12 protein-coding genes and 5 pseudogenes are annotated in these 11,856 nt (G+C 69.5%); 8 read left to right on the top strand and 9 right to left on the bottom strand.

What is annotated here, in order from left to right:
* The first annotated feature begins 92 nt into the window (after positions 1-92).
* Positions 93-272: a hypothetical protein gene (locus ACFY12_RS10565; protein ID WP_390715377.1), complete on the top strand. Its 180-nt coding sequence runs from the start codon at positions 93-95 to the stop codon at positions 270-272.
* A 173-nt stretch (positions 273-445) separates the two neighbouring features.
* Here the strand turns inward: ACFY12_RS10565 and ACFY12_RS10560 are convergent, their stop codons facing one another.
* Positions 446-1,309, bottom strand: coding sequence for a LysR family transcriptional regulator (locus ACFY12_RS10560; RefSeq protein ID WP_390715376.1), 864 nt, complete (start codon positions 1,307-1,309; stop codon positions 446-448).
* A 132-nt stretch (positions 1,310-1,441) separates the two neighbouring features.
* Between ACFY12_RS10560 and ACFY12_RS10555 the strand changes: the two genes are divergently transcribed.
* Positions 1,442-2,161: an SDR family oxidoreductase gene (locus ACFY12_RS10555; RefSeq protein ID WP_390715375.1), complete on the top strand. Its 720-nt coding sequence runs from the start codon at positions 1,442-1,444 to the stop codon at positions 2,159-2,161.
* A gap of 194 nt (positions 2,162-2,355) precedes the next feature.
* On the opposite strand, the pseudogene ACFY12_RS10550 reads toward ACFY12_RS10555, so the two are convergent.
* Together ACFY12_RS10550 and ACFY12_RS10545 are read right to left on the bottom strand one after the other, a co-directional pair.
* Positions 2,356-2,538 (bottom strand): annotated as a pseudogene (locus ACFY12_RS10550) (transposase); the annotation flags it as partial.
* A gap of 71 nt (positions 2,539-2,609) precedes the next feature.
* Positions 2,610-4,064: a serine hydrolase domain-containing protein gene (locus ACFY12_RS10545; RefSeq protein WP_390715374.1), complete on the bottom strand. Its 1,455-nt coding sequence runs from the start codon at positions 4,062-4,064 to the stop codon at positions 2,610-2,612.
* A 152-nt stretch (positions 4,065-4,216) separates the two neighbouring features.
* On the opposite strand from ACFY12_RS10545, the gene ACFY12_RS10540 reads away from it, so the two are divergent.
* Entirely contained in the window at positions 4,217-4,942 is a 726-nt protein-coding gene (locus tag ACFY12_RS10540; RefSeq protein ID WP_390715373.1) for a TetR/AcrR family transcriptional regulator, read from the top strand.
* Positions 4,943-5,335: 393 nt separating this feature from the next.
* Positions 5,336-5,791 (top strand): annotated as a pseudogene (locus tag ACFY12_RS10535) (transposase); the annotation flags it as partial.
* A 30-nt stretch (positions 5,792-5,821) separates the two neighbouring features.
* Here the strand turns inward: ACFY12_RS10535 and ACFY12_RS10530 are convergent.
* The 3 genes and pseudogenes from ACFY12_RS10530 to ACFY12_RS10520 form a co-directional block, all read right to left on the bottom strand.
* Positions 5,822-6,232 (bottom strand): RidA family protein, encoded by a 411-nt coding sequence (locus ACFY12_RS10530; protein WP_390715372.1) that lies wholly within the window; start codon positions 6,230-6,232, stop codon positions 5,822-5,824.
* A 199-nt stretch (positions 6,233-6,431) separates the two neighbouring features.
* A pseudogene (locus tag ACFY12_RS10525) lies at positions 6,432-6,763 on the bottom strand (transposase); the annotation flags it as partial.
* Between the two features lie 195 nt (positions 6,764-6,958).
* Positions 6,959-7,273: an ArsR/SmtB family transcription factor gene (locus ACFY12_RS10520; RefSeq protein WP_390715371.1), complete on the bottom strand. Its 315-nt coding sequence runs from the start codon at positions 7,271-7,273 to the stop codon at positions 6,959-6,961.
* Positions 7,274-7,490: 217 nt separating this feature from the next.
* Here ACFY12_RS10520 and ACFY12_RS10515 point away from each other — a divergent pair, with 217 nt between their 5' ends.
* Together ACFY12_RS10515 and ACFY12_RS10510 are read left to right on the top strand one after the other, a co-directional pair.
* Complete coding sequence (locus tag ACFY12_RS10515; protein WP_390715370.1) at positions 7,491-8,702, top strand: MFS transporter; 1,212 nt, start codon at positions 7,491-7,493, stop codon at positions 8,700-8,702.
* A 110-nt stretch (positions 8,703-8,812) separates the two neighbouring features.
* Complete coding sequence (locus ACFY12_RS10510; protein ID WP_390715369.1) at positions 8,813-9,394, top strand: hypothetical protein; 582 nt, start codon at positions 8,813-8,815, stop codon at positions 9,392-9,394.
* A 98-nt stretch (positions 9,395-9,492) separates the two neighbouring features.
* Here the strand turns inward: ACFY12_RS10510 and ACFY12_RS10505 are convergent.
* Both ACFY12_RS10505 and ACFY12_RS10500 read right to left on the bottom strand, forming a co-directional pair.
* Positions 9,493-9,675: pseudogene (locus ACFY12_RS10505) on the bottom strand (hypothetical protein); the annotation flags it as partial.
* A 76-nt stretch (positions 9,676-9,751) separates the two neighbouring features.
* Positions 9,752-10,145 (bottom strand): annotated as a pseudogene (locus ACFY12_RS10500) (alpha/beta hydrolase); the annotation flags it as partial.
* Between ACFY12_RS10500 and ACFY12_RS10495 the strand changes: the two are divergent.
* Entirely contained in the window at positions 10,089-10,226 is a 138-nt protein-coding gene (locus ACFY12_RS10495; RefSeq protein WP_390715718.1) for a hypothetical protein, read from the top strand. The pseudogene ACFY12_RS10500 and the gene ACFY12_RS10495 overlap by 57 nt on opposite strands.
* Here ACFY12_RS10495 and ACFY12_RS10490 read toward each other — a convergent pair.
* Positions 10,223-10,891, bottom strand: a complete 669-nt coding sequence (locus tag ACFY12_RS10490) for a TetR/AcrR family transcriptional regulator (RefSeq protein WP_390715368.1) — start codon at positions 10,889-10,891, stop codon at positions 10,223-10,225. The genes ACFY12_RS10495 and ACFY12_RS10490 overlap by 4 nt on opposite strands.
* Before the next feature lie 112 nt (positions 10,892-11,003).
* On the opposite strand from ACFY12_RS10490, the gene ACFY12_RS10485 reads away from it, so the two are divergent.
* Positions 11,004-11,813, top strand: a complete 810-nt coding sequence (locus ACFY12_RS10485; protein WP_390715703.1) for a hypothetical protein — start codon at positions 11,004-11,006, stop codon at positions 11,811-11,813.
* Positions 11,814-11,856: the final 43 nt, after the last annotated feature.

Genomic DNA, 11,856 nt, shown 5'->3' with positions numbered 1-11,856 from the left:
CGCTTCGAGAGGAGCCGATCGGTGACGGGCGCCCGACTCCGGCGGACGCACCTTCCACGGCACCCGGCGCTGCCAAGCTGCGGGTGCCGCTGATGAGCGCCGACACGCTCGACGAATGCCCGGAGTACGTCCGCGCGGGCGTGGACCACAAGCGGATCGACGTACGTATCGCCGACGACGTCCGGCAGCGCGCCGACGCCTGCCGGTCCGCCGGGCAGGGGCCGCCGCATTCCCTGCCCCCGGTCGTCGAGCAGCTACTCACCGCTGCGTAGCCGGCAGACGGCCGGCGCCGCCCCATGCCGGGGCCTGGTCGCCCCCATCGCCTCTGGGAGAGTCACCAACAGCGTGAGGATGAGGCCGGCCTTGATGTCGGCCTTCTTCGATCAGCGGACGAAGCACTCGTTCAGTGTCCGCGTCCGTGGACGCCGGACGATCCGCCGCGCGTTCACCGAGGCGCGGGGCTGATGGCGTCGGCCCGGCAGGCTCCACAGACCTGGGCGGGGCCGCCTTCCGTACGCACCAGGGCAGCGGCGGCGACGACGAAGGCGCGGATCCGGGCGTTGTCCGCCGCTGTCCGCCATACCGCACCGAACTCGGCGGGTGGCGCGTCCGGATAGGGGACGAAGGCGATCGTCGGGCGGGTCTGGTACACCGCTGTCTGGCTCGGGACGGGATGGACGCCATGGCCTGCGCCGACCCGGGCCAGCGTCTCCTGGAGCGAGCCGGCCGGCAGCACACTCTCGCCGGCGAGGTCGCCTTCGCCGACCGCGTCGCGGCCGGCCAGCCGGTGACGGACGGGAACGGCGAGCATCACGGCGTCGGATATCAGCACCGGCCCGGCCGTCAAATCCGGTTCGCTGACGGGGAATCGGACGATCGCCAGGTCGGCCTCGCCGGACCGGAGCGGCCCGTACGGATCCCCTTCGGGGACCTCATGGAGTCGCACCTCGCACTCGGGGTGGCCGGCGCGCAAGGCGGCCTGGACGGAGAGCACCAAGTCACCCTGAAGCGCCCCGGAGAAGCCCACATGCAGCGGTCCGGCAACACCCCGGCCGGCCTCGGTCGCACGCGCGATGCCTTCCTGGATACGCAGGAACGCCGGGCCGATGTCGTCCCGTAGGCGGCGGCCCACCGGGGTGAGGGCGACCCGCCGACTGGTCCGCTCGAACAGCGCGGTGCCGAACCGGCGCTCCAGCTTCTTGATGGTCTGGCTGACCCGGGCCTGCGAGACGAGCAACCGCTCGGCGGTGCGCGCGAAGTGCAGTTCCTCGGCGAGCGTCAGGAAGATCTCGATCTCACGGCTTTCCATAACCCTCAGGTTATCGATCGTTGCGGGGTTCGGCATTGTTCGGGAGTCGCCGCACGAGCAGGGTTGATGACGTCACCTCCGCAGGTCCCGCCCGGAGGCGGTATCCAGAAGTCATGAGGAATGGAGCACGCCATGGCACAGCCGCTCATCGTCATCACCGGCGCCGGTTCAGGGATCGGTGCGGCCACCGCACGCGCCTTCGCCGACCGCGGTCACCCGCTCCTGCTGCTCGGCCGTCGCCTCGACCGGCTCACCGGCCTGGGCCTGCCCCGCGCGCTGGCGCGGGCGGTGGACGTCACCGACCGCTCCGCGGTGGCCGCCGCGGTCGCCGAGGCCGAGGCCGCCTTCGGTCCCGCCGACGCGCTCGTGAACAACGCCGGGACGATGCTGCTCGGCGAGGTCGCCGCCCAACCAGCCGAACAGTGGGACCAGATGGTGGACGTGAACGTGCGCGGCCTGCTCAACGGCGTCGCCGCGGTACTGCCCGGCATGGTCGACCGCGGAACCGGCACAGTGATCAACATCGGCTCGGTGGCAGGTCTCAAGAGCTACCCGAAGCACACCGTCTACAGCGGCACCAAAGCCGCGGTGCACGCGATCTCGGAGAGCCTGCGCGAGGAGGTCGCCGCGCACGGAGTGCGGGTGGTGACCATCGCCCCGGGCGCGGTCCGTACGGACCTGCTGTCGCACACCACCGACGAAGCCGCCAAGGCCGATTACCAGGCATTCAAGGATGCGGTGGAACTGCCGACGGCCGACGAGATCGCGGAGGCGGTCCGTTGGGTCTACGAGCAACCGCAGCGGATCACCGTCCGCGAACTGGTACTGGCCGCGACCGGCCAGGCCGCGTGACAGGCCAGGAGGGGGAACCGCCGAGCGTGCGGAACCAGGCTGCTGCGGTTGGCGGCCTGGTCCCTCTTCTCCGTCCCTCTTCTCCGGGATGACTGCCTTGATGCGACGTTTCCGCAGGTGGGCGATTGCGGCGGGATGAATACGCCTTGTCCCCGGCGACGGCGCCCGGTCGGTGCGGGGGCGGCCGGCGGGTCGTGGACGGTCGACCAGCCACCGAACTCCCCCGGCAACTCCCGCCACCGCCCACCCGTCCGGAACTGCCGGATCACGCCCTCGAACTGCTGCCGCAGCCGCTCGGGGTACGGGCCGTACTCGCCGATCGGCAGGTACGGCTCGATGAACTCCCACTCCTGGTCCAGCAGTTGCCCTCGCGTCACGCAGGACGGTCCATGGATCGGGCTCGCCGCGAAGGCACATCCCGCACATCGATCACGACTCCATACGAGCCCTAGGCGACCTTGGGGCCGCAGCGCATGCCGATGTAGACACAGGCCGTGCCGTCCTCCAGGGTGGAGAAGACCACGGGCATGTAGTCCTCGCTGAACGCCGCGCCCACCCCGGTCCCCGCGAAGACCGTCTCCGTCACCGGTACCAGGTCTATTTCCAGGGGCTCGGAGAAGTCCTTCATACCGTCGACGAACTCGTACACCACGTGGCCCGCACCGTCCCGCTCGGTCACCGTGATGACCACGCCCTCGCGCCGGTACGTGCCCACGAACGGCGCGAAGTCGACCACGGGCGGCTGGGCCGGCGGGGCGAAGGGCTCCGGCATCGTCACCCCGGCCAACTCGGCGAGGAGTTCCCGGTAGAGCGCCGCGTACAGTTCGCGCGCACCGCCGCCGTTGGTGAGCAGCGCGACCGCGACGCCCGCCGAGGGCACCACGCGCAGATAGCCGTACTGCCCGATCGAGGCGCCGTCGTGCCCGTAGCCCTGGACGCCGTTCCACTCGTACAGGGTCCAGCCCAGGCCCCAGCCGTCCGCGCTGACCGTCCACTTGTCGGGGCAGTCGACCACGCGCCGCTGCATCAGCGCGACCGTCTCCTCGGCGAGCACGCGCGTGCCGTCCTGCGCCAGGCCGCCGTTGAGGTGCATCTGCGCGAGCCGCGCGAGGTCCCCGGCCGTGGCGATGACCCTGCCGTACGGGCCCGCCGAGCGCGGCATCAGGTCCCAGGACGGTGCCGGGTCCGGGTCCTGGCCAGGCTCGCCCAGGTGCCCCATCGCCGCGCGGAAGCGCAGGGCCTCCTCGGGCAGCGTCATGGTGTGGGTGAGGCCGAGCGGGGTGAGGAGCAGGTCCTTCAGCGCCTCGTCCCAGACCTTGCCGGTCACCACCTCGATGATGCGGCCGAGCACGTTGTACCCGATGCCGCTGTACGAAAGCGCCTCGCCGGGCGGGCAGTCGAGCGCCACATCCTTCGCGGCCTCGACGTACTTGGCGAGGCAGTCGTCGCCGCGCCCGCTGTCGTAGGTGAAGTCGCAGGTGAGGCCGCTGGTGTGGCTGAGCAGCTGGCGTGTGGTGATCGCCCTGGTCACCTCGGGGTCGGCGACCGAGAACTCCGGCAGTACGTCCACGACCGGCGCGTCCAGGTCGAGTTGGCCCGATTCGACGAGCCGCATGATCAGGGTGGCGGTGTAGACCTTGGCGATCGAGCCCATCTGGAAGACCGAGTCGGTCGTCGCCGTCACCCCCGTCCCGCGGTGCAGCACACCACTGGCCAGCTCGTGGACGGTCCCGTCCACAAGGACCGCGAGGGACGCGGCCGGGACGTGGTGCTTGGCGCGCAGTGCGTCGAGGCGGTTCTGCCAGTGGACGAGGTCCAGCTTCTTGCCCGCCGAGTCCCTGGTCCCCCAGTCGCCCTTGGCTTCCCAGTTGCCCTGCGCGTCCCAGCTCACGTTCTTCGACATGTCAGCCCCCATCTGTTGCGTACGACTGGTGCGTACGACGCTCTCTCGATGCGAACACTGTACGCATGGCGTAACGCTGTACGCAAGGTGCGTACAGCGTGCGCTAACGTGGTGGGGACGATGGACGTGGGACGAGCAGAGACGAGGGCCGCATGCCAGCCGACGAGAAGCCGACCGCCTCGGTGTGGACCCGGCCGCGCCCCCGGCAGCGGGAACACCTGACCCGCGAGCAGATCGTCGCCGAAGCGATCCGCCTGCTGGACGCGGAGGGCGTCGAGGAGCTCAGCATGCGCAAGCTCGGCACCCGCCTGGGTACGGCGGCCACCTCCCTGTACCGGCACGTGGCCAACAAGGACGAACTGATCGAGCTGGTCGTGGACGACGTCTACGGCGAACCGGACGTACCGACCGCCGTCGACGGGACCCGGTGGCGCGCGGCCGTCACCCGCACCGCCACCGAACTGCGGGCGATGACCCTGCGCCACCCATGGATCGCCCCCGAACTGGGCCAGGTCGGCCTCGTCCACATCGGCCCGAACGCCATGCGGATGTCGTCGGCGCTGCTCGCGCAGTTCGAGGCGGCGGGCTTCCCCGCGGACGAGATGGACCAGGCCATGGGCACACTCATGGCGTACGTCATCGGGATCGCGACCGCCGAGGCCGCGTACCTCTCACTGATCGCCCGCAGCGGCAAGACCGAACAGGAGTGGGTGGCGGGCCTGCGACCGGCCTTCGACGAGGCCACGCAGGAGCACCCGCGGCTGCGCGCAGGAAGCTCCGCCCAGCAGGACGTGCACCCGCAGCGGATCCGCGATGACAACTTCGCGTACGGGCTCGACCGCGTCCTCGATGGCCTGGCGGCCCGACTCACGCCCTAGTTGCGGTTGCAGTATTAACCCGCACGCCTCGATCGACGCCCGGATCGGCGGCTTCAACGGGGGCGAGCGGGAACTGGCGGTGCAGTTGGCCGGTTCGGCGGCCGGGATGCTGGTCATCATGGACCGGGGCTTCCCCGGAGTAGAGCTGTGGAAGGCGTATACGGGTGCCGGAGCACAGCTGCTGCTGCGAGCCCGGTCGACGGTCACGTCCAGGCCGTCGAAGATGCTGCCAGACGGCAGCTATCTGGGGCACATGAGCCTGGCCGGTCAACGAGCCTCACTTCCCGGCGGGGCCCGCAGGGCGATTCCGAAGGGCCAATCCTTCATCTCTCGCACAGCACCATTTCCAGAAGCTGTCCTACTATCAACTCCCTTTCATGTTCAGGACACAAGACCTGCGAGATCCATCTCGCCGGTGAGGGCGGGCGCCGGCCTCTGGCCCTGCTGATCGCTCCGGGCCAGTGGGGCCACGCCCCGCAGCTCATCCCGGTCATGGAACGCATCCGCGTCAGTCGGCTCGGCGGCGGGCAGCCGCGCACCCGGCCCGACCACCTCGGCGGCGATAAGGCGTACTCGTCCCGCCGTAGCCGTCGCTACCTGCGACGACGCCAGATCAAGCACACCATTCCCGAACCGAAGAACTTGCGGGCCAACCGCCAACGCCGGAACAGCAGGGGCGGACGGCCCGCCGGCTTCGACATGACGATCTACAAGCGCAGGAACGAAGTTGAGCGGACGATCAACGCGCTGAAGAACTTCCTGGCGGTGGCCACGAGGTTCGACAAGAGGGCGTATATCTTTCACGGCACTGTGACCGTCGCAGCAATTCGCCTGTGGCTTGGCTCTTAAACCCGCCGAAGAGCCTGTGAGTACCCGGCATCACCGGACGAGTCCGATGGCCTCAATCTCGATCATCCACTCAGGGTTGGCGAGTGAGGAGACCTCCACGAACGACTCCGCGAGATGAGGCTTGTCCGGGAAGTGTTCCGCGCGCAACTTGGCGAAGATGTCCTGCTGCGCTATGTCGGTGACGAACACGGTCGCCTTGACTACGTCGGCGAGGCTGGAGCCCGCGTTTTTGAGGACCGTCGACAGATTCGCGAGCGCCTGACGGGCTTGCGTCTCGAAGTCCCCGGCGCCGACCGTGGCTCCCTGGGCATCGATCGGCGCCTGCCCTGATGTGAAGACCAAGTTCCCGACCCGGATGCCGAGCGATATACCGGCCGACTCGTACCAGTCGGGTTCCGCGGAGACGCGCACGCGCTCGGCGACAGGCTGTATGACGGACATATTGCTGAACTCCCTCAAAACTACACAAGCGGAGCCGGGCAGCTGTGATCACCCCGGCTTGATCGACAACCACGAGATCCTGAGATTCATTCCCGAGGGCTCGCAAGTCCGCCTCGGTGCAGCTCGGGTGACAGTCGCCCACCTACGCGAGCGTGCCGCATCCCAGGCGCGATCCGCAGGACACTAGCGGTCCGCCGGATCACGGACGGGGCCAGAGTCGGATCGCGGTGACGGTGACGGTGACGGTGCCGTGGAACATGTGGGCACGCTTGTCGAACCTCGTGGCCACGGCCCGGAAGTTCTTGACGGCGTTGATCGTTCGCTCGACTTCGTTCCTGCGCTTGTAGATCGTCTTGTCGAAGCCGGCGGGTCGGCCGCCTTGTTCCTGCTGCGCCTGCCGTTGGCCCGCTGGTCCTTCGGCTCGGGGATGGTGTGCTTGATCTGGCGTCGCCGCAGGTAGCGGCGATTGCGGCGGGAGGACTAGGCTTTGTCGCCGCCGAGATGGTCGGGCCGGGTGCGCGGGTGGCCGCCGCCCAGCAGGCCCACGCGGATGCATGGACGGTCTGGGCTTACAGAGGGACCGGCTTCCTTGTGGGGCGAGCTTGCTCGGGTGTACCGCCCGACCTCTTTGGCGTCGCCGCACAACGCCATGACGGCTGCCCCTCGCGATCCCCGCTGGCAACGTGCCTGGCGCGAGGGGCGTTCCGGGAGAGGACGGCGGGTTGTTCAGGCGGAGTCGATGTTGTCCAGCACTGCGCGCAGCAGTCCAGGGAATCGTTCCTCGAACTCGTCGGCGCGCAGCCGGGCGCTCTGTTTCTGACCTCGGTGCAGCCGGAGGAGGATCCCGCACTCCCGCAGAACACGGAAGTGGTGGGAGGCGTTCGACTTGCTGATGTCCAAGGTGTTGTAGATGTCGGAGCATTCCGTCTCGCCCTGGTGGGCGAGGAGTCCGACGATCCGGAGTCTGAGCGGATCACTCAGGCCGTGCATCGCGTCGGCAAGGCTGACATGGGCCAGCTCGGCGTGAAAGGTGTCTCGCATGGTGGTTGGCCTTCTTCAACCTCGCACCGAGGTTGTGCGGTGATGGGTACAGGTCGCCATTATTGACGACTTTGCCGCCGCGGCCCATCACCGGAAGGCGGGCGCCATTGCCGAGGGCCGGGCCGCCCCTTCAACGGCGCGCGAGATATGACGAGTTGGGCTTGCCCGGACCAGCACCACCTGTACAAAGGTTCAATGATTCTTGTACCGTCCGACCATGAACCCAAGGATCTACCTCCTGGCTCTCGGTACGTTCACCGTAGGAACCGAGGGGTACGTGATCGCCGGCGTACTCCCTGATGTGGCGCACGACCTGCACACATCGGTGGCCGCGTGCGGGCAGATGGTCACCGTTTTCGCACTGGTCTACGCACTCGCCGGGCCGCCATTGATCGGGCTGTTCCAGAATGTGCGGCCCAAACGGCTGCTCATCGGCGCCGCGTTGGGGTTCGCCGCAGCCAATCTGATCGCCGCGGTCGCGCCTGACATCGCCGCTCTGGCCGGTGCACGCGTGCTGGCCGCGATGGGGGCCGCACTCTTCGCGGCTCCTGCGGCAGCGGCGGCCGCCGCCCTGTGCCCGCCAAAAGACCTGCCACGCGCGTTCGCCGTAACGGCCGGGGGGAACGCACTCGCGCTCACTCTCGGCGCTCCGATCGGCACCATCGTGGGCGCCGGCTTCGGCTGGCGGGCGGCGTTCGGCTTTGTCACCCTTCTCGCGCTGATCACGGCGGCGGCCGTGTGGGCCGGGCTCCCCGAGATTCCCCCGTCCACGGCTTCGGCTGCCGGACGGCTCAATCTCCTGCACCAGCGCCCGATCCGGTGGGGTCTGCTGACCACACTGGGGCTCTTCCTGGCCGCGTACACCGTCTACACCTACCTATCACCCGTGGTGCACAAGGCAACCGGGCTCGGCAGCGAGGGCGTAGCCGCACTGATGATTGTCTTCGGCGCGGGCGGATTCCTCGCGGGACGACTGATCGGCTCCGCGCTCGCCAAGCACCCGGTCGCGACGGTCCTGCGCACCGCCCTGCTCGTGATGACACTGCTCCTCGCGGTCCTCACCCTCACGACGTTCACGCACGCACCGCTCATTGCCAAGGTCATCGCGTTCCCACTTCTGTTCACCTTCGGCGCGGCATGGTGGTCCGGTGGCATCAGCCAGCAGACCCGGCTCGCCGGCCTTGCGCCACAGCAGCGGTCCCAGGCCCTGGGCCTGCACTTCTCCGCCCAGTACCTGGGCGTGGCCATCGGTGGCGCAGTGGGCGGGCTCACCCTCACGGCGGCCGGTGCCGGCGCGGTGCCGGCGGTCGCCGGTGCCATCGCTCTGCTCACCATCCTCAGCGTCCGGCAGCTCGCACCGGATGCACGGCCGGACGGCTCTGCGGCCGTGGACCGTGAGCTGTCCGATGACGCGACGTCTGTGCGATGAGTGGTGAGCCCGGGATCCGGAGCACGCCCCCCTGCGGAGCGACCCACCTCATCAAACCTCGGCTCAACCCTCTTAACCACCAACAGCGTTACGCCAGCAAGGAGGCACCCATGGGCAACACAAACCGGCATGACTGGCTGTTCGGCACCGGTGCAACCCCCACCGAGAAGCTCCTGGCGCACGCGACGGCGGTGCTCGGTGCACTGGCAGTGGTCCTGGCCGGGCGCCAGGTGGACTGGTCCTGGTGGCAGTGGGCCCTCGGACTGGCGTTGGTCTGGGACCTGGTGGGGGGCGTCGTGGCCAACGGGCTCGACACCGCCAAGAGTTTCTACCACTCGCCGCTGCCCCCGACCAAGCGGAGGAGCGTCCGCTTCATGCACCATCCGATCGGATTTACCGGCCTCCACATCCAGCCGATCCTCGCCGGGATCCTCTTCCCGGGCGGCACCTGGTGGTGGGGAGTGCTGTGGTACGGCTGGGCCCTCATCGGAGCCATCGTCGTCGAAGCCGCGCCAGAGCGGTTGCAGCGGCCGGTTGCGCTGGCCGTCGTGGTCGCCGGCGCGATGGTCGCCCCGCTCCTTCCCGGCCCGGCCGGTCTGAGCTGGCTTCCTGTCGTGCTCCTGCTCAAGTTGGTGCTGGCACACGGTGTACCGGAAGGGAAAGGGGCACCGCACGGGGCAACCTCGGCGTGAAGTTCCGCCGCGCGGGCTCAGGACGAACGGTGTTCTCGCCATCGGCTTCTGGTCAGACAGAAGGGGTGTCCAGTCGGATCGGGGCACCCGTCACCGGTCACCCGGTCCGCGCTGGTGAACGTCACCTCGGCGATCTCCGCCACCGGCATGCCCTGCGCGGACAGCAACACCGTCTGGGCCCGCCGCCAGGTCACCACCGATCCGCTGCCTCTGCAGATGATCCGCAGCAGCCGTCGGCCCTCGCCGTCATCGGTCTCCCGAACCTGAACTCTGCCGGCCACGCCGACCGGTGTTCGCTGAACGCGCCGATCGGGAACGGGTCCCGATCGGCGCGTTCGCGAACTGCGGGCGGCGCTGTCAGCCGAGGTGCCGGGTGAAGAACCGTAGTGTGCTGTCCAGTTGGAATGCCGGGATCTCCCCGTGCTCGCCAGGGTTGGCTTGCAAGGTCTTCTCGGCTGAGGCCAAGGCGTCGAGCAGCGCCAAGCTCTGGGCCCGCGGCACCCGCTCATCGTCCCACTGCGTCAGGAACTCCACCGGGACAGTGTTTCGCCCGGCGGCCTCGGCCGTTGACAACGCCCGGCCGAGGCCAGTACCGCCGCACGGACCCGGGGTTCGGCGGCTACGAACGGAACGCCGAGTCCGCAACCCAACGAGACCCCCAGTAGCCCACCGGACCGGCGCCGACGCGCTCAAGTTGCTGGACTGCATCCAGGACCGCTCGCCATTCCGGGACGGCCTGGCGGGCTACAAGCGTCTCTGGACCAAGACAGCCGAGGAGATCCTCGACCCCCTCGCCCGCTTCTGCCGACGGATCTCCGGCGCAGGACACTAGCTCCTCCCGTCCGGTTCTTCGGACGGCGCTCCTTCGGACGGCGGCCGGATCAGCGCCCCGATGCCGGCGCAGAGCAGGTCCAGGCTGCGGGTGAACTTTTCGTCCGGCCCGTGCGCGGCCGCGGCGGCCACCGTCCGGGGGAAGCTCCGGTGGAGGGCGGCGACGTCCTCGGCGGTGACCGGCACCGCGGGTGGATCGCTCTGTTCCTGGAGGACGTAGCCGGTGACGTGGCTGAGCACGGTGTCGGCGGCGGTGCCGCAGTGCTCCGTGGGCACGCCGGCCTCGGCGAGGGTGGCGAGCAGCCGTTCCATCAGCGAGAGCGCGCCGCGGCTGAGGGTCTTCGGGCTGCCGGCGAGCATGATCGCCCCGCCGGGGTGCTGCCGGATGCTCTGCCGCAGGGCGACGGCCTGCGCCGTGACCCGCGCCGGCCAGCCTGCCTGCGCGGGCAGTCCGGCCAGGGCGGCGGTGCCGGCCTCGTACGCCTGCTGGACCACTCGGTCGGCCATCAGCTGGAGCAGCGCGGCCTTGCTGGGCACGTGGTAGTAGAGGCTGCCGGCGTGCACGTCGAGCCGGTCCGCGACCTGGCGCACGGAGAAGCCGTGGTAGCCGGTCTGGGCGAACACCGCCATCCCCGCGTCGATGATCCGGTCTGCGGTCAGCTTCACGGCCGCAGTCTAGCGAGCCGCACCAGCTTTCAAACACTGTTTGAAAGTTCCCGGGGGCGCGCTAATGTCGTGATCAGCAAAATCGCACACGGCTCGGAGGGGGGTGGTGACGATGGACATCCTGCTGTTCAACGTGACCACGGCGGCACTGATGGTGCTGATGTTCAACGGCGGTCTGGCCCTGGTCGGCCAGAGCACACTGGGCCGGCGGCGGATCCCCTGGGCGGGCGTCGGCCTGACCGGGCTCGCGCTCGCCGGGGTGGTCCTCCAGCTCTGCTGGTCGGGGGCGATGAGCGCGCTCGACGCGGACCCGTCGAAGTCCGGCTGGTGGCGCGTGGTCACCTCGGTCTTCTTGCAGAACGGCGGCTTCGGTGGGGCGGCCTGGAACATCGCCACCCTTGCCGCCGTCGCGGCCTTCGCCGACTGGTTCTGGGGTGCGCCGCTGACGCTCGGCCTGTTCGCCGCGGGCATCCTGCTGCCGGAGCAGATCGACAAGCTGTGGGGCCAGACCTTCCACAGCACCGACCCCCGCAACTTCGCCGGCAGCTCCGGCGCCACCTACTTCCTGGGCGCGACGCTGGCCGCGGCCCTGCTGCTGCGCGGCGGCGCCGACGAGAACTTCGGCAAGGCCGCCGGCCAGGGTGCCGAGCAGGGCTTAGACGACAAGGGCGCGAGCCGTGGCAAGGCCGTCCGCAAGAACCGGCTGCTCGCGCTCGGTGTGCCGGTGCTCGGGCTGGCGATGTGGTTCGCGCAGGAGAACGGGCACGGGCTGGTCTCCGGCTACGGCTTCGCCCTCGGCGCACTCGCCTGGGCCGCGTTCCGCACCGTCCTGCGCCCGGACCGCGACCTCCGGCAGCCGCCGCGCACGACGGTCGCCTCGCTGACCGAGCTCGTCGGCCGGCGGACCCGCAGCGCCGGCTAGCCGGCAAACTCCCGACCCACCCCACCCGCGCCATTCCACCGTG

The sequence above is a fragment of the Streptomyces sp. NPDC001339 genome (assembly GCF_042895955.1).
In the GTDB taxonomy this organism is placed as follows: Bacteria; Actinomycetota; Actinomycetes; order Streptomycetales; family Streptomycetaceae; genus Streptomyces.
Note: the sequence above shows the minus strand (reverse complement) of the source record. Positions and strands in the feature narration are given on the sequence as shown.

Excerpts from the sequence above, each read along its gene's own strand:
- ACFY12_RS10565 (WP_390715377.1), top strand. The coding sequence starts at position 93 with ATGAGCGCCGACACGCTCGACGAATGCCCGGAGTACGTCCGCGCGGGC.
- ACFY12_RS10515 (WP_390715370.1), top strand. The coding sequence starts at position 7,491 with ATGAACCCAAGGATCTACCTCCTGGCTCTCGGTACGTTCACCGTAGGA.
- ACFY12_RS10485 (WP_390715703.1), top strand. The coding sequence starts at position 11,004 with ATGGACATCCTGCTGTTCAACGTGACCACGGCGGCACTGATGGTGCTG.
- ACFY12_RS10560 (WP_390715376.1), bottom strand. The coding sequence starts at position 1,309 with ATGGAAAGCCGTGAGATCGAGATCTTCCTGACGCTCGCCGAGGAACTG.
- ACFY12_RS10530 (WP_390715372.1), bottom strand. The coding sequence starts at position 6,232 with ATGTCCGTCATACAGCCTGTCGCCGAGCGCGTGCGCGTCTCCGCGGAA.
- ACFY12_RS10545 (WP_390715374.1), bottom strand. The coding sequence starts at position 4,064 with ATGTCGAAGAACGTGAGCTGGGACGCGCAGGGCAACTGGGAAGCCAAG.
- ACFY12_RS10555 (WP_390715375.1), top strand. The coding sequence starts at position 1,442 with ATGGCACAGCCGCTCATCGTCATCACCGGCGCCGGTTCAGGGATCGGT.
- ACFY12_RS10520 (WP_390715371.1), bottom strand. The coding sequence starts at position 7,273 with ATGCGAGACACCTTTCACGCCGAGCTGGCCCATGTCAGCCTTGCCGAC.
- ACFY12_RS10540 (WP_390715373.1), top strand. The coding sequence starts at position 4,217 with ATGCCAGCCGACGAGAAGCCGACCGCCTCGGTGTGGACCCGGCCGCGC.
- ACFY12_RS10510 (WP_390715369.1), top strand. The coding sequence starts at position 8,813 with ATGGGCAACACAAACCGGCATGACTGGCTGTTCGGCACCGGTGCAACC.